This window comes from Shimia aestuarii (assembly GCF_022814865.1).
GTDB classification, from domain to species: domain Bacteria; phylum Pseudomonadota; class Alphaproteobacteria; order Rhodobacterales; family Rhodobacteraceae; genus Shimia; species Shimia aestuarii_A.
On record NZ_JAKVRD010000002.1, the window covers coordinates 180978 to 202868 of the forward strand.

23 protein-coding genes are annotated in these 21891 nt (G+C 62.6%); 10 read left to right on the top strand and 13 right to left on the bottom strand.

Features of this window, described 5'->3' with window-relative positions; genetic code table 11:
- Window positions 1-14: 14 nt before the first annotated feature.
- On the bottom strand, window positions 15-254 hold the full coding sequence (locus tag MK745_RS02995) for a hypothetical protein (protein ID WP_243611777.1): 240 nt from the start codon (window positions 252-254) through the stop codon (window positions 15-17).
- Window positions 255-429: 175 nt separating this feature from the next.
- On the opposite strand from MK745_RS02995, the gene MK745_RS03000 reads away from it, so the two are divergent.
- From MK745_RS03000 to MK745_RS03010, 3 genes are all read left to right on the top strand, one after another.
- A complete protein-coding gene (locus tag MK745_RS03000) occupies window positions 430-888 on the top strand; it encodes a hypothetical protein (RefSeq protein WP_243611778.1) in 459 nt (152 codons plus the stop codon).
- 123 nt (window positions 889-1011) lie between these two features.
- Window positions 1012-1629: a ribonuclease HII gene (locus MK745_RS03005; protein WP_243611779.1), complete on the top strand. Its 618-nt coding sequence runs from the start codon at window positions 1012-1014 to the stop codon at window positions 1627-1629.
- A gap of 105 nt (window positions 1630-1734) precedes the next feature.
- Window positions 1735-2850 carry a site-specific DNA-methyltransferase gene (locus MK745_RS03010; protein WP_243611780.1) on the top strand — a complete coding sequence of 372 codons (1116 nt, stop codon included), beginning with the start codon at window positions 1735-1737 and terminating at the stop codon, window positions 2848-2850.
- Between the two features lie 129 nt (window positions 2851-2979).
- Here MK745_RS03010 and MK745_RS03015 read toward each other — a convergent pair whose 3' ends face one another.
- The 3 genes from MK745_RS03015 to mutY form a co-directional block, all read right to left on the bottom strand.
- Complete coding sequence (locus tag MK745_RS03015; RefSeq protein ID WP_243611781.1) at window positions 2980-3393, bottom strand: SMI1/KNR4 family protein; 414 nt, start codon at window positions 3391-3393, stop codon at window positions 2980-2982.
- A gap of 72 nt (window positions 3394-3465) precedes the next feature.
- Entirely contained in the window at window positions 3466-4599 is a 1134-nt protein-coding gene (locus MK745_RS03020; RefSeq protein WP_243611782.1) for an alkane 1-monooxygenase, read from the bottom strand.
- A gap of 66 nt (window positions 4600-4665) precedes the next feature.
- Window positions 4666-5718, bottom strand: coding sequence for an A/G-specific adenine glycosylase (gene mutY / locus MK745_RS03025; RefSeq protein WP_243611783.1), 1053 nt, complete (start codon window positions 5716-5718; stop codon window positions 4666-4668).
- 86 nt (window positions 5719-5804) lie between these two features.
- On the opposite strand from mutY, the gene MK745_RS03030 reads away from it, so the two are divergent.
- Window positions 5805-6305: a DUF721 domain-containing protein gene (locus MK745_RS03030; protein ID WP_243611784.1), complete on the top strand. Its 501-nt coding sequence runs from the start codon at window positions 5805-5807 to the stop codon at window positions 6303-6305.
- A 13-nt stretch (window positions 6306-6318) separates the two neighbouring features.
- Window positions 6319-7005 (top strand): DsbA family protein, encoded by a 687-nt coding sequence (locus MK745_RS03035; protein ID WP_243611785.1) that lies wholly within the window; start codon window positions 6319-6321, stop codon window positions 7003-7005.
- On the opposite strand, the gene lpxK is transcribed toward MK745_RS03035, so the two are convergent.
- Entirely contained in the window at window positions 7002-8012 is a 1011-nt protein-coding gene (lpxK, locus tag MK745_RS03040) for a tetraacyldisaccharide 4'-kinase (RefSeq protein WP_243611786.1), read from the bottom strand. The genes MK745_RS03035 and lpxK overlap by 4 nt on opposite strands.
- Complete coding sequence (locus MK745_RS03045; RefSeq protein ID WP_243611787.1) at window positions 8009-9229, bottom strand: 3-deoxy-D-manno-octulosonic acid transferase; 1221 nt, start codon at window positions 9227-9229, stop codon at window positions 8009-8011. Before MK745_RS03045 ends, lpxK begins: the two co-directional genes overlap by 4 nt.
- A gap of 227 nt (window positions 9230-9456) precedes the next feature.
- Here MK745_RS03045 and MK745_RS03050 point away from each other — a divergent pair, with 227 nt between their 5' ends.
- On the top strand, window positions 9457-10197 hold the full coding sequence (locus MK745_RS03050) for a glutamine amidotransferase (RefSeq protein ID WP_243611788.1): 741 nt from the start codon (window positions 9457-9459) through the stop codon (window positions 10195-10197).
- A gap of 41 nt (window positions 10198-10238) precedes the next feature.
- Here MK745_RS03050 and MK745_RS03055 read toward each other — a convergent pair whose 3' ends face one another.
- Together MK745_RS03055 and MK745_RS03060 are read right to left on the bottom strand one after the other, a co-directional pair.
- Window positions 10239-11036, bottom strand: coding sequence for a 3'(2'),5'-bisphosphate nucleotidase CysQ (locus MK745_RS03055; RefSeq protein ID WP_243611789.1), 798 nt, complete (start codon window positions 11034-11036; stop codon window positions 10239-10241).
- Window positions 11023-12369: a TldD/PmbA family protein gene (locus MK745_RS03060; protein ID WP_243611790.1), complete on the bottom strand. Its 1347-nt coding sequence runs from the start codon at window positions 12367-12369 to the stop codon at window positions 11023-11025. The genes MK745_RS03055 and MK745_RS03060 overlap by 14 nt, the downstream gene beginning before the upstream one ends.
- Before the next feature lie 154 nt (window positions 12370-12523).
- On the opposite strand from MK745_RS03060, the gene MK745_RS03065 reads away from it, so the two are divergent.
- Together MK745_RS03065 and MK745_RS03070 are read left to right on the top strand one after the other, a co-directional pair.
- Window positions 12524-13273: an SDR family oxidoreductase gene (locus MK745_RS03065; RefSeq protein WP_243611791.1), complete on the top strand. Its 750-nt coding sequence runs from the start codon at window positions 12524-12526 to the stop codon at window positions 13271-13273.
- Window positions 13270-13881: an enoyl-CoA hydratase/isomerase family protein gene (locus MK745_RS03070; protein ID WP_243611792.1), complete on the top strand. Its 612-nt coding sequence runs from the start codon at window positions 13270-13272 to the stop codon at window positions 13879-13881. Before MK745_RS03065 ends, MK745_RS03070 begins: the two co-directional genes overlap by 4 nt.
- A gap of 78 nt (window positions 13882-13959) precedes the next feature.
- Here MK745_RS03070 and MK745_RS03075 read toward each other — a convergent pair whose 3' ends face one another.
- Entirely contained in the window at window positions 13960-14253 is a 294-nt protein-coding gene (locus tag MK745_RS03075) for an HNH endonuclease (RefSeq protein WP_243611793.1), read from the bottom strand.
- A gap of 76 nt (window positions 14254-14329) precedes the next feature.
- Between MK745_RS03075 and MK745_RS03080 the strand changes: the two genes are divergently transcribed.
- Together MK745_RS03080 and MK745_RS03085 are read left to right on the top strand one after the other, a co-directional pair.
- Window positions 14330-15658: a mechanosensitive ion channel family protein gene (locus tag MK745_RS03080; RefSeq protein WP_243611794.1), complete on the top strand. Its 1329-nt coding sequence runs from the start codon at window positions 14330-14332 to the stop codon at window positions 15656-15658.
- On the top strand, window positions 15655-16845 hold the full coding sequence (locus tag MK745_RS03085; RefSeq protein WP_243611795.1) for a TIGR03862 family flavoprotein: 1191 nt from the start codon (window positions 15655-15657) through the stop codon (window positions 16843-16845). Before MK745_RS03080 ends, MK745_RS03085 begins: the two co-directional genes overlap by 4 nt.
- Window positions 16846-16857: 12 nt before the next feature.
- On the opposite strand, the gene MK745_RS03090 is transcribed toward MK745_RS03085, so the two are convergent.
- The 4 genes from MK745_RS03090 to leuS form a co-directional block, all read right to left on the bottom strand.
- The gene (locus MK745_RS03090; protein ID WP_243611796.1) at window positions 16858-17442 is read right to left on the bottom strand and encodes a glutathione S-transferase family protein; all 585 of its coding nucleotides are present in this window, start codon (window positions 17440-17442) and stop codon (window positions 16858-16860) included.
- 113 nt (window positions 17443-17555) lie between these two features.
- Window positions 17556-18581: a DNA polymerase III subunit delta gene (gene holA, locus MK745_RS03095; protein WP_243611797.1), complete on the bottom strand. Its 1026-nt coding sequence runs from the start codon at window positions 18579-18581 to the stop codon at window positions 17556-17558.
- Window positions 18578-19081, bottom strand: coding sequence for an LPS assembly lipoprotein LptE (lptE, locus tag MK745_RS03100; RefSeq protein ID WP_243611798.1), 504 nt, complete (start codon window positions 19079-19081; stop codon window positions 18578-18580). The genes holA and lptE overlap by 4 nt, the downstream gene beginning before the upstream one ends.
- Window positions 19068-21641, bottom strand: coding sequence for a leucine--tRNA ligase (leuS, locus tag MK745_RS03105; protein WP_243611799.1), 2574 nt, complete (start codon window positions 21639-21641; stop codon window positions 19068-19070). Before leuS ends, lptE begins: the two co-directional genes overlap by 14 nt.
- Window positions 21642-21891 lie beyond the last annotated feature (250 nt).

Consider the following 21891-nt stretch of genomic DNA (forward strand, 5'->3'; position numbering starts at 1 on the left):
CCCTGTTCCAGGTATCAGCGTTTGGTGACGGAAATCACCTTGAGAAGGACCAGCCCCTGCGATTTGAGCTGCCGGGCCAGCCTGGCCTTGGCGTCCTGGCGGGTGCAGGGACCGCCCACTGTCGCCACATCATAGATCAAGGCATAGGGCGTGTCGCGCTTGGCTTTGTATTCCACGTAACAGGCCGCCGATGCGGCGGCAGGTGCGAGGCCCAAAGCGGCGATAAGGGAGAGTATGGCAAGTTTCTGTGTCATGCAGGCAATCTGACCGAGGGGCGCATGTTTTTCAATAACAACAGGGTTTTGTGCGGCTGTTATCGGATAACAGGGGGGTGATATTGCCTGTCTTTCGGGGTCTGGGGGAGGGTGGATCATCAACTTCCGGCGCGACGTGTCGGAGACATGTATATCGCAACGAAAGGAAGACCCCATGTTCCGCAACCTGACCAACCGAACCCTTGCTGCCGTTCTTGCGGCATCGATTGCCATGACCGGCTTTGCTGCTGCCCCGGCGCGGGCCGCAGATAGCGGCGACGCGGCGAAGATCGCGGCAGGCCTCGCGGCGCTGTTCATCATTGGCAAAGCGCTTGAAGACAATGACAGGGATTATGTGCACCGTCGTCACGGCGGCTACAATCCGAACCACAACCGCTATCGCAACCCGCATCACGCGCGCAAGAACCTCCCGGCGAAATGCCGCTTTGTGTTCAACACGCGCCACGGTCGTGTGCCGATGATGGGGCAGAATTGTCTCGTGAAGAACTACGGCAAGATCAACCACCTGCCGAACCATTGCCGGATCAACGTGAAAACCAAGAAGGGTCTGATGCGCTATGGTTACAAGCCGCACTGCCTGCGTAACAACGGCTACCGCCTTGTGAACTACTAAGTCGAGCAGGAGGGCGGCTGTCCCTGTCCCTAGAACACGCTGCCCCCATGAGGCCCGGAGGATCCCCAGTTCTCCGGGCCTTTTTCATGTTGCGCCTTCGGGGTGGATCGGGTTTCTGGCGGTATGATGACACCTGATCTTAGTTTTGAAGAAGCCGCCTTTGCGCGTGGACTGGCGCGCGTGGCGGGTGTGGACGAAGTCGGCCGGGGGCCATTGGCCGGGCCTGTGACGGCGGCGGCGGTGGTGCTTGATCCGGGGCGTATTCCGGAGGGGCTCAATGATTCCAAGGCGCTCACGGCGAAACGGCGCGAGGTGCTCTATGATGTGATCCACGAGATGGCCGAGGTCTCTATCGCCCATGCCAGCGTCGAAGAGATCGACGAATTGAACATCCTGCGCGCGAGCCACCTTGCGATGGAGCGGGCGGTTGCGGGATTGCGCGCGCCCGTCGATCACCTTTTGATCGACGGCAATATGATCCCGCGCGGTTTGACCGGATCGAGCGAAGCCGTGGTCAAAGGGGACGCCCGATCCCTGTCGATTTCGGCGGCCTCCATCATGGCGAAAATCGAACGCGACAGGATCATGTGGGATTTGGCGCAACAGTTTCCCGGCTACGGGTGGGAGACCAATGCCGGATATCCATCAAAAAGCCACAAAGCGGCGCTGCAAAATCTTGGTGTGACCCCACACCATAGACGTTCCTTCAAGCCGGTGCACAATATCTTGTATCAAGAGTAAAATGTAACCCCTTGATTCAAAAAAGAAATTGACGGCGAATCGGGTTTGAATCATCTTTGTCTTAACCAAAGAGCGCGAAAAATCGTGCCGGGTAATGAGGCAGACATGATGACGAAGACCAAAGCAAAGGGCGCGCAAGCGCTCCCTCTAAACACGATTCTGGACGGCGACTGCATCGAAATGATGAACAGTCTGCCGGCAAATTCGATCGACCTGATCTTTGCCGATCCGCCCTACAACCTTCAGCTTCGCGGCGATCTGCATCGCCCGGACAACTCGAAGGTGGACGCGGTCGATGACGAATGGGACCAGTTCGCGAGCTTTGCCGCCTATGACAAGTTCACCCGCGAATGGCTCGCGGCGGCACGCCGCCTATTGAAGCCGAACGGGGCGATCTGGGTCATTGGCTCCTATCACAACATCTTCCGCCTCGGCGCAGAGTTGCAGAACCAGGGTTTCTGGATCCTCAACGACGTGGTGTGGCGCAAGGCGAACCCGATGCCGAACTTCCGCGGCAAGCGGTTCACCAATGCGCATGAGACGATGATCTGGGCCTCGAAAGAGGAAGGCGCGAAATACACGTTTAACTATGAGGCACTGAAGTCGCTCAACGAGGGCATTCAGATGCGCTCGGACTGGGTTCTGCCGATCTGCAACGGGCATGAACGCCTGAAGGATGAGAACGGCGACAAGGCGCATCCGACGCAAAAACCCGAGAGCCTGCTGCATCGCGTGCTGGTCGGGTCGACCAATCCCGGCGATGTGGTGCTTGACCCGTTCTTTGGCACCGGCACGACCGGCGCAGTGGCGAAGATGCTTGGCCGCGAATTTATCGGGATCGAGCGCGAGGAAGCCTATCGCAAGGTCGCCGAGAAACGCCTCAAGAAGGTGCGCAAGTTCGACCGTGAGGCGCTTCAGGTGTCGGCGAGCAAACGCGCCGAACCGCGCGTCCCGTTCGGGCAGCTCGTGGAGCGCGGCATGCTGCGCCCCGGTGAACAGCTTTACTCGATGAATGGCCGCCACAAGGCCAAGGTGCGCGCCGATGGCACGCTTATCGGCGATGATGTGAAGGGGTCGATCCATCAGGTCGGTGCTCATCTCGAAGGCGCGCCGAGCTGCAACGGCTGGACCTATTGGGGGATCAAGAAGGACGGCAAACAAGTCCCGATCGACATCTTCCGCCAACAGATCCGCGCCGAGATGGCCGAGCGCCCGAACTGATCATCCCAGAAGAATACCGCCAGTGCCATGTGGTCTGACTTTCACATGGCACGCATACCTATGCCCCGCCCTTGTGGCGGGGTCTTTTTGTTGGGCTGTTTGCTATTCGCCGGAGAGCCAATGCGGCGATCAGTCATTTCTATTCTCAAGTAGCGCCAGCAGGTCTTCAAATGATTGCGCGATCTCTATGCTGCTTTCTTGAAGATCGACGTTGGTCATATCGAAAAGAACAACCTTGATGCCTCTCGATTGGTCGGCGGTTAGAGCCACTGCAAGCCCCCCACCGCTGCCACCAATGACGAAGCAGTCTGGGAAGAACTCATGAAATGAAGCGGACCTATCAATCTCGACAACCTCTTCCGCCGAATAAAGAATAAGCCAGTAGGGATCGATGCTGAGTGGTCCCTCGCCGCCGTTACTAGCAGACAAGAAGCTCACGTAGCTTTCAGGCAGTGAGAAGGGCGCCACTTTTTCAAGGTCGATTAAGGCGTCTCGGGACGCCCCTTCATTTTGATCCCAACCTGTTAAATCATGCACTTCCATAACCCTGCCAGCAAAAAACTGAAGCTTCTATTCAAAACCCAAAGGCGGCAAAGTCCCGCATAGCCTCACACCTCACCGCGGCATCGGGGTCTTGGCCTTGTTGTAGGGGTGCCAGTCGGTGATCTCGGGGTAATACATCGCGCGCCATTTGCGGACGCGGGGGTTCATCACCTTCTTCCAGAGCGGTGGGATCATCGCGGCGACGCCCATGAGCGGGTAGCCGTAGGGCAGTTGCGGGGCGTCTTCCTCGGTATAGTTCTGAAGCAGTGGAAAGCGGCGGTCGGGTTTGTAATGGTGGTCCGAGTGGCGCTGGAGGTTGATGAGGAGCCAGTTCGTCGCCCGGTGCGCCGCGTTCCAGCTATGGTGCGGTTTGACGTGTTCGTATTTGCCCTCGCCAAGGTGTTTGCGGGTCAGGCCGTAGTGTTCGACATAGTTCACCAGTTCGAGCTGCCAGATGGCGATATAGGCCTGCCAGAGAAAGAGAAAGAGCCCGGTCCAGCCGCCGATGATCAGCGCGAGGAGGAGCATCGCGGCCTGAAGCGCCCAGTAGCGGAAGAAGGGGTTGGAGAGGTCGGTCCAAGGCAGGCCCTTGCGGGCGAGGCGGGCTTTTTCGAGCCGAAAAACCGAGAGCGGCACCTGCCAGAGGACGCGCGGGAAGTAGCGGTGAAACCCCTCATTGTAGCGCGCGGTGACGGGGTCGCGGGGGGTGCCGACATAAACGTGGTGACCGTGCAGGTGCTCGGTTCTGAAATGTGAGTAGAGCACCATGGAGAGGAGGATATCGCCGAGCCAACGCTCGCGATTGTTCTTTTGGTGCATCAACTCGTGCGAGTAGTTGATGCCGATCGTGCCGGTGACGATGCCGACTCCGAAGAACAGGCCGATGGTCGCCCCGGTGGAGAGGTGATCGGTATGTGTCACATAGTAGATCAGGCCATAGAGCGTCAGGAATTGCAGCGCGGGCCAGATCATCGTGATGGCGCGATACCAAAGGAGATCGTCCTCGGTCGTGTCGAGGTCAGCATTGTCGAGGTTGAGGCCGGTGACCGCATCGAGCAGCGCAAAGAGATACCATGTCGTGAGAGGGATCAGCAGGACCCACCACGAGCCAAGGCCCGCGACGATCCAGATCAAAGGGATCAGCAGCAGCGAGAGCCAGAACGGCAGGGCGCTTTGGAATTTGGCGACTTGGGCGGACGGGATCATGGTCTTCTCCGGTGTCTTGCGCGCGCCTGTATTCTGAGCCTCCGAGCGGCGCGGTGCAATGCGATATTATGCGCCTTGGAGAAGGTCGAAGGCCTTGCGCATCACGGTCGGCAGGTCGGAGGGGCGGAAGGCCTCTTTCTCGATGAACTCGCCTGTGCGCGGGGTGCGGTCGAGGGGCACGAGGGCCGTCTTCACCGTCAGGCGTAGATGGAAATGTGTGAACGTATGGCGTGCTTCGGCGGGCAGGGTCTTCCACTCGGCGCGGATCGGGGCGGTATGGGCGGGTGTGTCGCCCTCGATCCAGTCAGAACCGGGCCAACCGAGCATGCCACCGAGAAGCCCCTTGTCTGGGCGGCGTTCGAGAAGGAACGCACCGTCGATGCGCCGCGCGATGTAAACTGTGCCGTGGCGGATCGGCTTGGGCTTGCGCGGTGTCTTTTTCGGCAGGTCCGCCGCCGTGCCATTGAGCCGTCCACGACAGCCATCGCGCCACGGGCAGAGGCCGCAGGCAGGGTTGCGCGGGGTGCAGATCGTGGCGCCAAGGTCCATCACAGCCTGTGCGTGATCGCCGGGACGTGTTTCGGGGGTCAGGGCGGCGGCGCGTTCGGTCAGTTCGGCCTTGGCAGCGGGGAGTGGCGTGTGGATATCGAAGAGGCGGGCCATCACGCGCTCGACATTGCCATCCACCACCACGGCGGGGCGGTCAAAGGCGATGGCGGCAATGGCTCCGGCGGTATAGGGGCCGATTCCGGGGAGTTGTTGCAGGGCTTCGACGGTATCGGGAAACACGCCGTCGTGCTCTTGCGCGATCACACGGGCGCATTTGAGCAGATTGCGGGCGCGCGCGTAATAGCCGAGCCCCGCCCATTCGCCCATCACTGTCCTGTCCTCGGCCCCGGCAAGCGCCTCAACTGTGGGCCAAAGCGTTGTAAAGCGGGCAAAATAGTCCTTTACGGCGGCCACGGTGGTCTGTTGCAGCATGATCTCGGAGAGCCAGATACGATAGGGATCGGGGCGCATGCCTGCACGGTGATCCGCCGGGGCGATGCGCCATGGCAGCACGCGAGCATGGCGGTCATACCATTCGAGCAGGGCCTCGGATCGTGGCTCTTCACGCAAGATTTATTCTCCTGACGGTTGGTTTCGCTGGTGCCGCGCGGTGTGGACACTAAAATAGCGCGCACGAAGAACATGCAAGGGATCTCATGCGCCGCGCGACCACCAAAGGCTTTGCCCGCACATCGACGCTATTGCGGGAGCGTATCCGCAAGGCGGGCGAGAGCCGGGGATTCGCCGTGACGCGGGTCTTGACGCATTGGCAAGAGATCGTGGGCGAAGACATTGCGGCGATCTGCAGGCCGGTGGATGTCAAGTATGGCCGGCAGGGCCTTGGCGCGACGCTTACCGTTTTGACAACGGGTGCGCAGGCCCCAATGCTTGAGATGCAGAAGGATCGCATCCGGGCCAAGGTCAATGGAATCTACGGCTATAACGCGATCGAACGCCTTCGGATCACGCAGACGGCAGCGACGGGCTTTGCCGAGGGGCAGGCCACCTTCACGCCCAAACCGAAACAGACCGAGACCGCATTGCCCGATGATATCCGTGCCGCAGCGCATGATGTCGCTGCGCCGGTTTCGGATGACGGCCTCCGGGAGGCGCTTGAACGTCTGGCCGGAAACGTATTGAACAAGACAAAACGCTAGGAAAGGTTTCCTGATGAACCGTATCGTCCCCATTCTCCTTGTTGCGCTGGCCGTTGTGGCCGGGGCGGCCTATTGGGTCACCCAAGGCAACACGGAAGACGTCGCCACCACCAACTCCACAACGTTGATCGCGTCGAACGAGACCAGCACTGATGCCGCGCCGGCAGAGGACCGCGGGATTGTCGAGATGGTTCTTGGTCAGGCGGATGCACCCATCGAGTTGATAGAATACGCCTCGTTCACCTGTCCGCATTGCGCGACGTTCCATGAACAAATCCTGAAGCCTCTCAAGGCCGACTATGTCGATACCGGCAAGGTCAAGGTTGTCTTCCGCGATGTGTATTTTGATCAGCTTGGCCTTTGGGCGTCGATGATCGCGCGCTGCGGCGGGGAAGAAAAATTCTTTGGCATCACTGAGCTTCTCATGAAAGGGCAGCGGGATTGGGCGCGGTCTGGTGATCCTGTCGCGATTGTGGACGAGCTCAAGAAGATCGGCCGCATTGCCGGGGTCGATCAAGAGAAGCTTGATGCCTGTATGCGTGACGAAGACAAGGCGCGCGCGCTTGTGGAATGGTCCGAGGCCAATGTGTCGGGTCATGATATCGAAGGCACCCCGACGATGATCATCAACGGCGAGAAGCACTCGAACATGAGCTATGCCGATCTGAAGAAAATCCTCGACGCGAAGCTCGAGGGTTAAGAGCCTTTCGCCAGGACGCGATCCAAGAGCGCGTCTACGGCGGTCCAGTCGGCAATCTCAAGCCGGACGGGCAAGGTCAGAACCTTGGAACGGAAGGACGCCGGCAGTCGCACGGCGTCCTTTTCCGTTGTGACAAGCTGGGCACCGTGGAGAAGCGCGTCGCGTTCGAGCCGCGCCATCAGGGCGGCGGTCAGGGGTTGGTGATCCTCGAGCGCTTCACCATGCACGAGATGCGCGCCGAGGCTACGCAGTGTGGCAAAGAACTTCTCCGGGTGGCCGATGCCCGCGAAGGCGAGATAGGGCGTTTCGCTCCAGTCCATGCCCATTTGCAGCGGTGCCAGCGCGCCGGTGACATGCGGCAGGCTGGAGAGAGAGGCGCCCCAGACGTCGGCGAAACGGGATTGCGCCTCGGAGGGGCCGATAGAAAGGACGAGATCGGCGCGTGAAAGACCTGTGGCCACCGGTTCGCGCAGGGGGCCGGCGGGGATACAGAGGCCGTTGCCAAAGCCCTTTTGTGCGTCGACCACGATCACGGAGGCGTCCTTGGCCAGGCTCGGGTTCTGAAACCCGTCATCCATCAGGATCACATCCGCCCCGGCCGTTTCGGCCGCGCGTGCGCCCGCGGCGCGGTCCTTGGCGACCCACGTGGGCGCAAAGGCGGCTAGGAGGAGCGGTTCGTCACCTGTCTCGTCGGCGCGGTGGTTGCGCTCGTCGACTTGCACCGGGCCTTCGAACGTACCGCCATAGCCGCGCGAGACGACATGCGGGGTCAGTCCGCGCGCCTGAAGCCTTTGCAGGAGAGCGATGGTTGTCGGTGTCTTGCCCGTGCCGCCTGCGTTTAGGTTGCCGATACAGATCACGGGAACACCAGTGCGATGGGCGGTGTCCGCGCCTTTGGCGAGGCGTTTGGCGGTTTGATGCGCGTAGAGGCGCCCAAGCGGCGCGAGACAGCGGGCGCGCCAGTCGAGCGCTTCGGGATCGGTATGCCAGAACGCGGGCGCCCTCATGCGTTGACCTCTGAAAGATCAAGCGCCTCTTGCAAGAGCGTGATGATCTGATCCGACACTTCCGCGCCCTCCGATACGATTTCCCAACCTGCATGGGCCATGCGCGCGGTGATGTCCGGAGCGAGGACTTGGCCGAGCGCGCTCACGAGGCTGTCGACATCGCGCACGATACGGGCCGCCCCGGCATCGGCCAAGCGCGAATAGGCCTCGAGATGATTGCGGATGCTGGGGCCATAAAGAACAGCCGAGCCAAGCGCCGCAGGTTCAAGCGGGTTTTGGCCGCCCTGTTTCGGAACGAGGGACGAGCCGAGAAAAGTGACCGGGGCGACGCGATACCAGAGGCCAAGCTCTCGCGGGTCGCCGGACAGGATCACGCGGGTCTTGTCCTCGGGAACGTCGCCGTCGTCCCAATGCGCCACGCGCCAACCGCTTTCGCGACATGTCGTGTAGAACTGATCGGCTTCGGCCGGGTTGGCGGGCACGACGATCAGAAGCAAGCGATGCGACAGGCGTAGCATAGCGCGATGTGCGGCAAGCACCGGAGACAGTTCGGACAGATGAAGCCGCGCAGCGAGCCATGTCGGGCGCCCCCCAAGTGCCTGCGAGATATCCTCGAGATCCGTCTCATTGCACGGCAGCGCCGGGCATTCCTCAAGCAGTGGCCCACTTTCGAGGAGGCGATCTGTGTCTGGGGCCAGCTTGCGCAGACGCTGCATCGCCTCTCCGTCAGGCACGAGAATGGCTTTGAACAGCGCCAATGTCGGGCGGATCGGGTCTGGGCCGAGGCGCCAGAGGCGGTTTTCGAGCAGCAACTCGCCGGTATCGACAAAGTAGAGGGGCAGGCTGCGGCGCACGGCGGCGTCGATCAGCGCGGGCCGCAGGTATGGGCCGAGCCAAAGACCGGCATCCGGGTGCCAATGGTCAAGAAAACGGCGCACGTCGTCGGGATTTTCGGAGGGGCAGGCCTGCCAGATCACGCTTTCGGGGAGGCCGTTTGGGCGGCGTGTGCCGGGCGATGTCGTAAGCAGGAGCGAAAGGCCGGGGCGTTGTGCCGCGAGGCGCTGGCCAAGGCGTGCGACCGTGCGGGCGTTCTCGGCGCTTGGGCAATGAAGCCAGAGCAGTTCACCTTCGGGACGCGCCGAAGATGGCGGGGCGGACGTCGCCGGAAGGCGGCGGGCAAAGGTCAGGTATGCGGAGAGGCCAAGGGAGCGCGCCATGTGATATCAGCCCTTCAGGACCAGCGGCGCGGCGGCCGTTGGCAAGGCGATAAAGGCGAAGAAGGCAGGCGCATTCGTGGTCCTCGGTGTCATGCGACGCGACCCTAGGCCTTTGCCGAATGGGCTGCAAGATCAGCGCTTGCGTCAATTTTCGACAGGGTGGCGCGCTTGACCTGCGGGCGGGGATGCGGCAGGTGCCAAGCGGACCTTCTTTTGCCGGATTTGCCATGAAGCCCTTTCTCATTCTGCAATTGCGCCCCGAGACCGAAGCCTCGGACGACGAGTTTGCCGCCATCCTGCGCAAGGGTGGGCTCGAGGCCGGGGAGGTTGTGCGTATCCGCCTTGATCAGGCTCCGTTGCCGGATGGGCTCGACCTTGAAGACTATAGCGCGGTCATCGTCGGGGGCGGTCCGGGATGTGTCAGCGATCCGGTGGAAAAGAAATCTCCGGTCGAGAAACAGATCGAGGACGCGGTGATGAGCCTCATGCCCGAGATCACGGCGCGGGATTTTCCCTTTATGGGCTGTTGCTACGGTATCGGCATCCTTGGCCATCACCTCGCTAAGGCTGTGTCGAAGGAGAACTTCTCCGAGGCGGTCGGCACGTCGGATTGCCGACTGACGGAGGCCGGGCGGAGCGATCTGCTTCTTCAGGGGATGCCCGAGCGGTTCGAGGCGTTCGTCGGTCACAAGGAGGCCATGCAGAGGCTGCCCGAGGGGTGTGTGCATCTCGTGGAGTCGCCGACCTGCCCCTATCAGATGATCCGCTATGGTGAGAACGTTTATGCGACACAGTTCCACCCAGAGGCTGATAGCGACGGGTTCGAGGTGCGTATCGGGATTTACAAGCACCGGGGCTATTTCCCGCCAGAGGATGCAGAGCGCCTTGTCGCCATGTGCCGAGCGGCGGATGTGCATGCGCCCGAGCGCATCCTGCGCAAGTTCGTCGAGCGGTATCGCCGGGGCTAGGCGCGTGACCAAGGCCTTCCGAAAGGCCTTGATCCCCGGCATCAGAAACGCGGCACAGCGCCTTTGGGGGCGAGCGCGCCGGTCAGGTTCTCGTGCAGGGCGCGTGGTGCGGCAACCATACCCATCTGGCGCGGATCGGCGTTGTTGAAGCGCAGTCGCGCGCCGTAGCGATCGGAGGTGGCCGCACCTGCCTCGCGAAGGATGAGGTCACCAGCGGCGATATCCCATTCCCACGTTGGCCGTAGTGTCAGCATCGCATCGTAGCGCCCTTCGGCAACGAGCGCGGTGCGGTAGGCGAGAGAGGGGCGATGGCTGCGCTTGATGTCCGGCACGCGGCGCCAGTGTTCTGGCGCGAGGGCGGGACGTGCGGCGAGGATCGACGCGCCGAGAAGGCTATCACGGGAGGATGGTGCGATCGGTTCGCCATTGAGGAACGCACCTGCGCCCTTGGCCGCGCTATAGAGCTTGTCCATCATCGGAAGGTAGATCACGGCGGCCTGCACCTCGCCATGTGCAACGGTGGCAAGGGCATGCGCCCAAGTGCGCGCGCCTTCCATGAAGCTTCGGGTGCCGTCGAGTGGATCAACGATGAAGACCTGCTCGCGCCCGAGACGGTCGGCGTTGTCTTCGGTTTCTTCGCTCAGCCAGCCATAGGAGGGCCGCGCCGCCTGCAGCTCGCGTTCGAGCATGGCGTTGACGGCGAGGTCGGCCTCGGTCACCGGGCCAGCGCCGCCCGGCTTGTCCCAGACACGCGCCTCGGGGCCGGTATAGCGCAGGGCGATTTTGCCGGCCTCGCGCGCGGCCTCGATCAGGAGGGTGAGATCATCACTTGCCGGCAAGGGTCATCCCTTCGACAAGCAGCGAGGGCACGACGCGCGACAGGTAGGTCCGGGCGTCATTGGCGGGCACGAGGGCGCGCAGCATGTCATGCAGATTGCCCGCGATGGTGCATTCGTTGACCGGGTAGGCGATCTCGCCATTTTCGACCCAGAAGCCCGACGCCCCGCGCGAATAGTCGCCCGTGTTGGGGTTGATCGTAGAGCCAATCAGCGAGGTCACGAGGAGGCCCGTTCCCATGTCGCGCATCAGGTCGTCGCGGGTTCGGTCCGACTGCGTCATCGCGACGTTCCATGTCGAGGGCGAGGGGGGCGAGGAAATCCCGCGCGCGGCGTTGGCTGTCGTCTCGAGGCCGAGTTTGCGCGCGGTGGCGAGATCGAGGGTCCACCCCGTCAGAACACCATTGTCCACGATCTTGCGCGTGCGGGTCGCGAGGCCCTCGGCGTCGAACAGCCGCGAGCCGGGGACGCGCGGACGGTGCGGATCCTCAAAGAGGTCGATCCCGGCAGGCAGAACCTGTTCGCCAAGTCGGTCGCGCAGGAAGGACTGGCCGCGTGCTACGGAGGCGCCGTTGGCGGCGCCAAGAAGATGGCCGATCAGCGTCGAGGAGATGCGCTCATCGAAGAGGACCGGGTAGGCGCCTGTGGGGGGCTGCACCGCACCAAGGCGGGCCACGGTGCGTTCTCCGGCCACGCGGCCAATGTCCTCGGGGCTGCGCAGGTCGGCCTGAAAGATGCGGCCCTCGCCGTCATAGTCCCGCTCCATCCCGTCGCCGGTTCCTGCGATGGCGAGGCAGGAGAGGTTGCGGCTTGTGCGGCGGTAGCCACCGGAAAAGCCGTTGGTCGCGGCGAGGAAGACCTCGCTCGCGCTATAGCCGGCGCTCGCGGATTGGACCTGTGTCACGCCGGAGATGGCGAAGGCCGCGGCCTCGGCGGCTTCGGCATCGGCCTGAAGGGTGGCGGGATCGGGCTCGGGTGTCGGATCGGCAAGCTCGAGCGCCGTGGCGTCGGTCTCGTGGGTGATCTCGGACGGGTCGGCGAGGCCGATATAGGGATCTTCCGGTGCTTCCTTGGCCATCGCGACCGCACGTTCGGCGAGCATGGTGAGCGTTGCGGGGGAGGTGTCAGAGGCCGACACATTTGCCTGTCGCTGGCCGATCAACACGCGCAATCCGATATCGACCCCTTCGGAACGTTCGGCCTGTTCCAGGGTGCCGTTGCGCACGTCGATAGAGACGGAGGTGCCGCGCGATGCGATGGCATCGGCGTTTTCGGCCCCGGCGGCGCGGGCCGCAGAGAGCAGCGCTTCGGTCAGCGATTGTAGGTCTTTGCTCATGGGCCCCCCGGAAAGCGTTTCTCTTGAGGTAGACCGGGATAGGTCAAGGCGCAAGTGCGTGGGCGGATCGCAGGGAACAAGAGCGCGGTGACTGGACCTGCGGGGCGGGGCGGTCTACCAAAAGGAGAACCAGCGCGAGAGGGGAAAGACCAAGATGACGATGCAGGGAAAAACAGTGCTCATAACGGGTGCAAGTCGGGGTATCGGCGAGTCGGCGGCGCATATTTTTGCCGAGGCCGGCGCGAATGTCGTGCTCGTGGCGCGCGGCGCGAAAGAAATCGAACGCATCGCGGCAGAGATCGGCGAGAAGGCCATCGCCGTGTCCTGCGACGTGGCCGACTATGCCTCGGTGCAGGCCGCGGTCGATAAAGCCGTCGAGACGTTTGGCGGGCTCGACGTTCTCATCAACAACGCAGGCGTGATCGAGCCGATTTCGCATCTAGACGCCTCGGACCCGGACGGTTGGGGGCAGGTGATCGATATCAACCTCAAGGGCGTTTATCACGGGATGCGCGCGGCGATGCCGGTCATGGAGGCCAATGGCGGCGGGTCGATCCTGACGATTTCCTCGGGCGCGGCGCATGGCCCGGTCGAAGCGTGGAGCCACTACTGCGCCTCCAAGGCGGCGGTGAACATGCTCACGCGCTGTATCGACAAGGAAGCGCGCGACAAGGGCATCCGCGCCATCGGCCTTTCGCCGGGCACCGTGGCGACAGAGATGCAGCGCGAGATCAAAGCAAGCGGTATCAACCCGGTGAGCCAGCTTGACTGGTCCGACCATATCCCGCCGGATTGGCCCGCGAAATGCCTCCTGTGGATGTGCGGACCGGGCGGTGATGATTGGCTCGGGGACGAAATTTCGCTGCGCGATGAAAGCATCAGAAAGGCGGTGGGGCTGATATGATCGAGCTTCAAAAAGAAGAAAGCGGGCTTTGGATCGCGACGATCAATCGCCCGGATAAGGCCAATTCGCTCACCAGTGCGATGCTCGAGGAACTGGCCGATATCGCGGAGGCTGCGGTTGAGGCGAAGGTGTTGATCCTGACCGGCAAGGGCAAGGTATTCTCAGCCGGGGCGGATCTTGATGAGGCGCGTGCGGGGCTTGCGACCTCGCCTGTCTGGGAGCGGCTTTCTGGCAATATCGCGAAGCTTCCCGGCCTCACCATCGCAGCGCTGAACGGGACGCTGGCGGGTGGCGCGATGGGCATGGCGCTTGCCTGTGACCTGCGGCTTGCGGTGCCAGGGGCCAAGTTTTTCTACCCGGTGATGAAGCTCGGCTACTTGCCGCAACCCTCGGATCCGGCGCGCATGGCCGCGCTCGTCGGGCCGAGCCGTGCCAAGCTCATCCTCATGGGCGGGCAGAAGATCATGGTGGATGAGGCGCTTTCCTTCGGTCTCGTGGACCGGATTGTCGCGCCGGATGCCCTCCTCGACGCGGCCCGCGAGATCGCGACGGATACGCTCGCCGCGAAGCCGGAGATCGCGCGTGGAATCAAGGGGATGTGTGCCTAACGTGGGGAGGGGCCAGCCCCTCTTGGCCGCAAGCGGCCAATTCACCCCGGGATATTTTGGGCAAGAGGAAGCGCAGGCTTAGCGCTTGCGGCGGGGACCGGGGGTTTTCGAATGAAACCCCGGCGGGCGTTTGGCGATCCAGCGGATGAATTTCGCAAGACGCGGATGGGCGCGCAGGGCCTCAACCGTGGCATAGTCGCGGGCGAGCTCGGCCTCGCTTAGCGTCGCGTGGATCTCGTTGTGGCAGATCTGGTGCAAGAGCACGGTTGGCCCATGTTTGCCGCCCTTGAGGCGGGGGATCAGGTGATGGTGGCTCTGGCGGGCGTCCGGCGGGATCGGGCGGTCGCAGAGCGGGCAAACAGGGTCTGACACAGGGTTTTCCTTGAGTCGATTGAGGCGTCGTGCAAGAGGATGGCGCGCGTATCAGTAGTCTCAAGGGGTTCGCAGAGTGGATCAATCACAACTTTTGGAAACCATCCGCAGCTATGCGCTTCAGGGGGTGGATCTTGCCAAGGGGTGGCTCCTGAGCCCCGCCGCATGGACGCAGTTCGCGCTCCTCCTCGTGGCCTATGTGGCGGCGCTCTACCTGACCAAGCGGTTCCGGCCCCTGATCGAGAAATACCTGTCCCCACCCGAGGGGCAGGATAGCGCCTTCGCCAAGGCACGGCGGTTCCTTCTGATGTTCGCGCCGCTTCTGCTACCGCTTGTGGCTTATGGGCTGACCGGGATCGGCGAGAGCGTCACGCGGTCGCTTTTTGGATCGGGTGAGGTCATCGCCTTTGGCAAGCGAGTTTTCATGCTTCTTGCTGCGCGGATCCTCGTGCGCGAGATCATCGAGGATCCGCTTCTGCGGGTGCTGGGGCGGTATTTCCTCCTTCCGGTCGCCGCGCTTTATGCGGTGGGGCTTTTGGATGATGTGATGGCGTGGCTTGATGCGACGGTTCTGCCACTTGGCAACCTGTCCTTCTCGCTATTGTTCCTGATCCGCTTTGTCATCGTGGGCGGCGCGATTTTCTGGCTCGGGCGATGGTCGAACGATCAATCCTCGGCCTTCATCAAGTCGCAGCAAGAGATGCGCCCGGCCATGCGCGAGCTTGCCGCAAAGGCGACGGAGATCGCGATCTTCGGTGTCGCCTTCCTGCTTGTGATGAACATCATGGGGATCTCGCTCACCTCGCTTGCGGTTCTTACGGGGGCGATCGGTGTTGGCCTCGGCTTTGGCCTACAGAAGATCGCGTCGAACTTTATCTCCGGCATTATCCTCTTACTCGAAGGGCAGGCGACGGTCGGCGATTATGTCGAGCTTGATGGCGGCGAGGCGGGCACCATCGTCAAGATGACTGCGCGGGCCGCGATTCTTGAGACCTATGACGGCAAATGGATCGTCGTACCGAACGAAGATTTCATCACCACGCGGGTGGTCAACTATTCCGATAGCGGCTCTGCCAACCGCTATGAGGCGCCGTTCTCTGTCAGCTATGACACAGATATCAACCGGGTGCCGGGGATCATCGAAGAGGCGGTTGGCAAGCTCGATTTCGTGCTTTCGGGGGGCGAGGGCGGCGCGCTTGACCCGGATTGCGAATTGCGCGGCTTTGGAGATAGCGGGGTGGATTTTGCAGTCGAGTTCTGGGTCAACGGGATCGACGACGGCAAGAACAAGTTCACGCCCCGGGTTCTCTTCGCGATCTGGAACGCGCTCAAGGCCCATGACATCGAGATTCCCTATCCGCACCGCGTCGTCGAGCTGCGCGACCAGCGCGCGCCGGAGGCATGAGTTTCGCGCTCGTCATAGGGGGTGGTCCGGCGGGGCTCATGGCGGCGGAGGCGCTGTCTGAGGCGGGCGTTCCGGTGGTCGTTGCCGAGGCGAAACCCTCAGTGGCGCGCAAGTTATTGATGGCGGGGAAATCCGGCCTGAACCTGACAAAAGATGAGCCGTTTCAGAAGTTTATCGAGGCCTACGGCACGGCGGCAACGGAGCTTCATCCGATGCTCGAGGCGTTTGGGCCGGCTGAAGCGACGGCTTGGGCCGAGGGGCTTGGGCAGGAGATGTTCACAGGGTCGAGCGGGCGGGTGTTCCCCAAGAGCATGAAGGCCTCACCACTCTTGCGGGCGTGGCTTGCGCGGCTTGGGGCGCGGGGCGTCGCGCTTCGCACGCGGTGGCGATGGGTTGGGGTTGAGGACGGCTTTGTGTTCGATACGCCTGAGGGGCGGCAGGTCTTGCGGCCGGGGGTCACGGTCTTGGCCTGTGGTGGGGCGAGTTGGGCGCGGCTTGGGTCAGACGGGGCATGGGCCGGGTTTCTCAAGATAGACACCGCCCCATTCCAGCCCGCCAATATGGGCTTTGTCGTCGATTGGTCGCCGCATATGGAAAAGCACTTTGGCGCGCCGGTGAAATCGGTGCGCCTCAGCGCCGGGGGAACCTCGGTGCGTGGGGAATTTATTGTGTCTTCACAAGGGATTGAGGGCGGCGGAATCTATGCGGTGTCGCGTGAGGTGCGCGACGGCGCGGCCTTGTCGGTCGATCTCTTGCCCGATCTGAGCGAGGCCGAAATCCGCAGACGTCTTGCCCGGCCACGCGGCAAGGCGAGCCTTGGCAATCACCTGCGCAAGACACTGAAGCTCGACCCGGTGAAACAAGCGCTCCTGATGGAGTTCGCGCGGCCCTTGCCGGAGGATTTGGCGCCTGTTCTCAAAGAGTTACACATTCCCCATGATGGCCCGCGCCCGATGGACGAAGCGATTTCGACGGCGGGCGGCATCCGGTTTGACGCGCTCGATTCCGCGCTCATGCTACGTCACATGCCGGGGGTGTTTGCCGCCGGAGAGATGCTCGATTGGGAGGCGCCAACGGGTGGATACCTCCTGACGGCGTGCCTTGCGACGGGGCTTTGGGCCGGGCGGGAGGCCGCCCGGTTTACCGCGAAAACCAACGTCAGTATTACGTCGGTATCGCGTCTGTAACGCGGTGGTGCGTTATTTGCCGGTGAGCTTTTGAAATGCCGGGCGGGCGCGGCAGGCTTTGACATATTCGGCAAAGCGCGCGTTGTCCGATGGGAAGCCAGCGGAGCGCGCCCAAGTCCCACAATGGGCGAGTAGGATGTCGGCGATCGTGAAAGTCTCGCCCATGAGATACGGCCCCTCGAGGCTTTCCATCAGGCGATTGATCGTGCGCTCATATTCCCATTTGAGCGAGTCCTTGATCGCAGGCAGGCGTTTCTCCTCGGGCAGGACAAAGGTATGGCGCGCGGCGGTCCAGAGCACGGCGTCGATCTCGTCGAGGATGCAGTGGGTGAGCGCATCCTGACGCGCACGGTCAAGCGTTCCGGCGGGAAAGGTCAGCGCGCCGTGCTTGTCGGCGAGATAGGTCATGATCGCGGTCGAGTCGGTGATGACATCGTCGCCATCCTTGAAGACGGGGATTTTGCCCGACGGGTTGAGCGCCTTTACGGCCTCGGAGCGGGGCTGCTCCTTTTGCACCTTATAGGGTTCGCCCAATTCCTCGAGCATCCACATAACGCGAAAGGCGCGGCTGGTGGGGCTTCCGATGATTTCATACATGTCCTGTCCTCCCTGAAAATCCTCGAGAAGGAAAGTGCCGCCCCAAGAGCGCGACGACAAGTCAGGACGTAGGGTCGCGGGGGCGTTTCTTCTTTGGGGGATGCGTCGGCAGGTTAGCGGCGCGCCAGCATCGAGAGGCGCAGAAGGGTGCGTTCGACAAGCGCCATAGCGGGTGCGCGTTGCCCGGCAGACCGCAGTTGCAGATCGGTATCCGTCAGGATGGTGAGTGCCTGTTCGAGCTTCGCCGCGCCCCAGCCCTGCGCCTGGCGTAGCATGCGGTCGCGGCGCGGGCCGAAGATTGGCGGACGCATACGGGCGATGCCTGCGGATGCGCCGCCGGGATCGGAGGCCGCGGTGTAGAGCGCGCGGAAATGGCGAGTCGCCCCGATACAGAGCGTCACCGGGTTCACGCCTTGCGCCTGAAGCTTGCGCAAGACCGGGCCAAGATCGGGCGCGCGGCCTTCGGCGGTGATGTTGAGCACATCATCAAGAACCGCCTCGGTTGAGACGGGGGCCGAGGCCTCGACATCCTCGCTCGACACTGGGGTGGTATCGCCAAGCTTGTAGAGCGCCAGTTTCTCGAGCGTCTGGCGGAAATCGCCGGGTTCGAGTTCGCGCGCGAGGTTGGAGAGATCGGTCATCGCGTCGGGGGTGATCTCGCGCAGGCCAGAGCGGGCGAGGTCGGCCTCGATCTCTTCGCGGGTGGGCGGATCGTTGTAGAGGCCCACGGCATAGGCGTTGGGGTGGCCCTCGAAGGCTTTGCGGATCTTGGAGGTGGCCTTGAGTTGGCCTGCGGTCACGATGATCTGGGCATCGCCCGGCGCCCAGTCTTCGAGCGCGGCAAGGATCGACGGCGCGGCAGTGTCGTTGGCGTCCTCGACAAAGGCGACACGGGGGCCGGGGAAGAAGCTCACTTCCTTGATTGCATCTCCAAGGCGTGCCGGGTCTTTGCGCAGATCACCCGCCGGGATGCGTGACAGGCGCATTTCCTCTTCGCCCGCGGGGCCGATCAGCGCGGCGACAAGTTCCTGCCGCTTGAGCGCGATGCGCATTGTATCGGGGCCGTAGATCAGGATTCCGGTGCGGTCGGCATCGGGTTTGGAGAAATACCGGCCTGCGTCGCGCGCCGAAAGTTTCATTGCGCGTTTTGGGCCGCGTAGGCGAGAAGGTTGGCGACGATCTGATCCGTGAGGATCACCATCAGGCGTTCTGTTGCGTCTTCGCGGGAGGCAACGGTGGCCACGGTTGAACCGGTCGCGGAATACCCGACATAGTTCTTCGTCTTGCCGGAGGTCAGCACTTCGCCGGTTGCGAGATCCCGTAGCGCAAAGGTCGCCTCGCCGATCATGTTATAGCGCGAGGTGGCGCCAGTGATCGTGCGTCCGGCGCTGTCCTCGAAGGTGCTGAGCGAGATCGAGAGGCCATAGGCACCGTTCAGGTTCCGTCCGAGGCGGTCCTCAAGCTCGCGCGTCAGCAGGTAGCTTCGGTTGTCGGTCGGCGCATCCACCGTGATCTGGTTGAGGAACCGCGAGGCGCTTCCTCCGCTGCCATAGACAGGCTCGAAGCCGCAGCCCGCGAGCGTGAGCCCGCTGGCGGCGGTCAGGGACAGAAGAACAGTGCGACGGTTAAATGACGACATTCACGATCCGGCCGGGGACGACGATGAGTTTCTTGGGCTGGGCCCCATCCAGCGCACGAGTGACAGCTTCGTGTGCGAGCGCAAGTTTTTCAACCTCTTCCTTCGCCATATCCTTGGGAACGCTGATTTCACCGCGGCGTTTGCCGTTGATCTGGATCGGGAGGGTGACGTTCTCCTCGACCAGCATCGATTCGTCAGCTTCGGGCCAAGCCGCGTCGACGATCATGCCGTCTCCGCCGAGCATGCCCCAGATTTCCTCGGAGAGGTGCGGGGTCATTGGCGACATGAGCTGTGCCAGCGCGAGGGCGGCTTTGCGTTTCGCGGACGCGCCGGCCTTGGATTTGGCGAGCGTGTTGGTGAAGGCGTAGAGCTTGGCGATGGAGGCGTTGAAGCCGAAGCTTTCGATGCCGAGGGTCACATCGCGGATCGCTTTGTGCATTTCGCGCAGCAGGTCTTCATCCGCGCCGTTGTCCGCAGCGTCGGAGGCTGCGATCTCGGAGGCGATGCGGTGAACGCGGGCCAAATGCTTGGCCGCGGCTTCGGCACCGGAGGCTGTCCATTCCACGTCACGCTCGGGCGGCGAATCGGAGAGCACGAACCAACGCGCGGTGTCGGCGCCGTAAGAGGAGATGATGTTGAGCGGGTCCACCACGTTGTTTTTGGACTTCGACATTTTGGCGGAGGGGATGACCTCGACCGTCTCGCCGGTGTCCTTGACGAACACGCCGCCGTCACGCTCCTCGACTTCGGCCGGGTAGTGATAGATCGCGCGGCCGTTCTCGTCGGTGCGCTCGGCGTTCTTATAGATCGCGTGGGTCACCATGCCCTGGGTAAAGAGCGCGTCGAACGGCTCTTTGGACTTCTCCGGCAGGTGGCCGCAGATATGCATGGCGCGGGCGAAGAAGCGTGAATAGAGCAGGTGCAGAATCGCGTGTTCGATGCCGCCGATATACTGGTCGACGTTCATCCAATACTCGGCTTCGGCCATATCCGTCGGTGTTGTGGCGCGCGGGGCGGTGAAGCGGGCGAAATACCACGAGCTATCGACGAAGGTATCCATGGTGTCGGTCTCGCGCTGTGCCGGGGCGCCGCAGGACGGGCAGGCACAGTCGCGCCAGGACGGGTGCCGGTCGAGCGGGTTGCCGGGCACAGAGAAGTCGATCGGTTTGCCGCCCTCGTCGTAGGGCAGCTCAATCGGCAGGTTCTCTTTCTTCTCGGGCACTACGCCACATTTCTCGCAATGCACGACAGGAATCGGGCAGCCCCAATAGCGCTGACGCGACAGACCCCAATCGCGCAGGCGATATTTGGTGACGCCTTCGCCCCAGCCTTCGGCCTCGGCCTTGTCGATGGTGGCGGCGATGGCCTCTTCGCCGGTGGCCTCGTCGAGACCGGCAAAATGGTCGAGCCATTTCACCTTTTCGGTTTTCGGCGGCACGAAGGCCTCTTTCTCGACGGGTTTGGGATCGTCGAGCGCGAGGAAGGTGTCGATCACCGGCAGGTCATACTTGCGGCAGAAATCGAGGTCGCGCTGGTCGTGGGCGGGGCAGGCGAAGATCGCGCCGGTGCCGTAATCCATCAGGATGAAGTTCGCGATCCAGACCGGGAGTTCCCAGTCGGGGTTCAGCGGGTGACGCACGCGGATACCCGTGTCGTAGCCGAGCTTCTCGCCCGTCTCGATGGCTTCCTCGGTGGTGCCGCCCTTGCGGCACTCGGCGACGAATTCTGCGATCTCGGGGTTTTGGGCCTCGAGATCTTTGGCAATCGGGTGATCGGGAGAAATGCCGACGAAGGATGCGCCCATGAGCGTGTCGGGGCGGGTCGTATAGACGGTGATCGGGTCGGCATCGTCGGTGCGTTCAAAGGAGAATTGCAGGCCGCGGGATTTGCCGATCCAGTTCTCCTGCATCAGACGGACCTTGGCGGGCCAGTTTTCGAGCCCGTCCAGCGCCGAGAGCAGTTCCTCGGACATGTCGGAGATTTTGAAGAACCATTGCGTCAACTCGCGCCGTTCGACCAGAGCACCAGAGCGCCAGCCGCGGCCATTTTCGACCTGTTCGTTGGCGAGCACGGTCATGTCGACCGGATCCCAGTTCACCACGGCGTTCTTGCGGTAAACGAGGCCTTCATCGAGGAAATCGAGGAAGAGGGCCTGTTGCTGACCGTAATATTCGGGGTCACAGGTGGCGAACATGCGCGACCAGTCGAGCGAGAGGCCCAAGGGCTTCATCTGATCGACCATCGTGTCGATGTTGGAATAGGTCCAGTCCTTGGGATGGCCGCCGGACGCCATGGCGGCGTTTTCGGCGGGCATGCCGAAGGCGTCAAACCCCATCGGGTGCAGCACGTTATGGCCGGTCGATATCTTATAGCGCGCGATCACGTCGCCCATCGTGTAGTTGCGCACGTGCCCCATGTGCAATTTGCCCGAGGGGTAGGGGAACATCTCGAGGACATAGTATTTCGGCTTGGTCTCGTCCCGGACGGCCTTGAAGCTCTCGGCCCCGGCCCAGGCATCCTGCCACTTGGCTTCGATATCGGCGGCGATATAGCGCGACATGGGTGCACCTTTCGTCAGTAATCAGGCGTTTCAGCGTTGCAGAGCGTGATAGGCGCAGGCAGGGCCGGGGTCTAGGCCCAGTGGCGCGAATTTCGCGCGATTTCGCCCGCGAGCGTGGCTTTGGGGCGGTTTTTCAAAGGAGCGCGCCACGGCGCGCGCATTGGGTGCCTGCCCCCGTCCTGCGATGCAGGCCAGGGACAGGCGAGTGCGAGGCGCTGCCTCGCGCTCCGAGGTATTTTCCCCAAGCAGA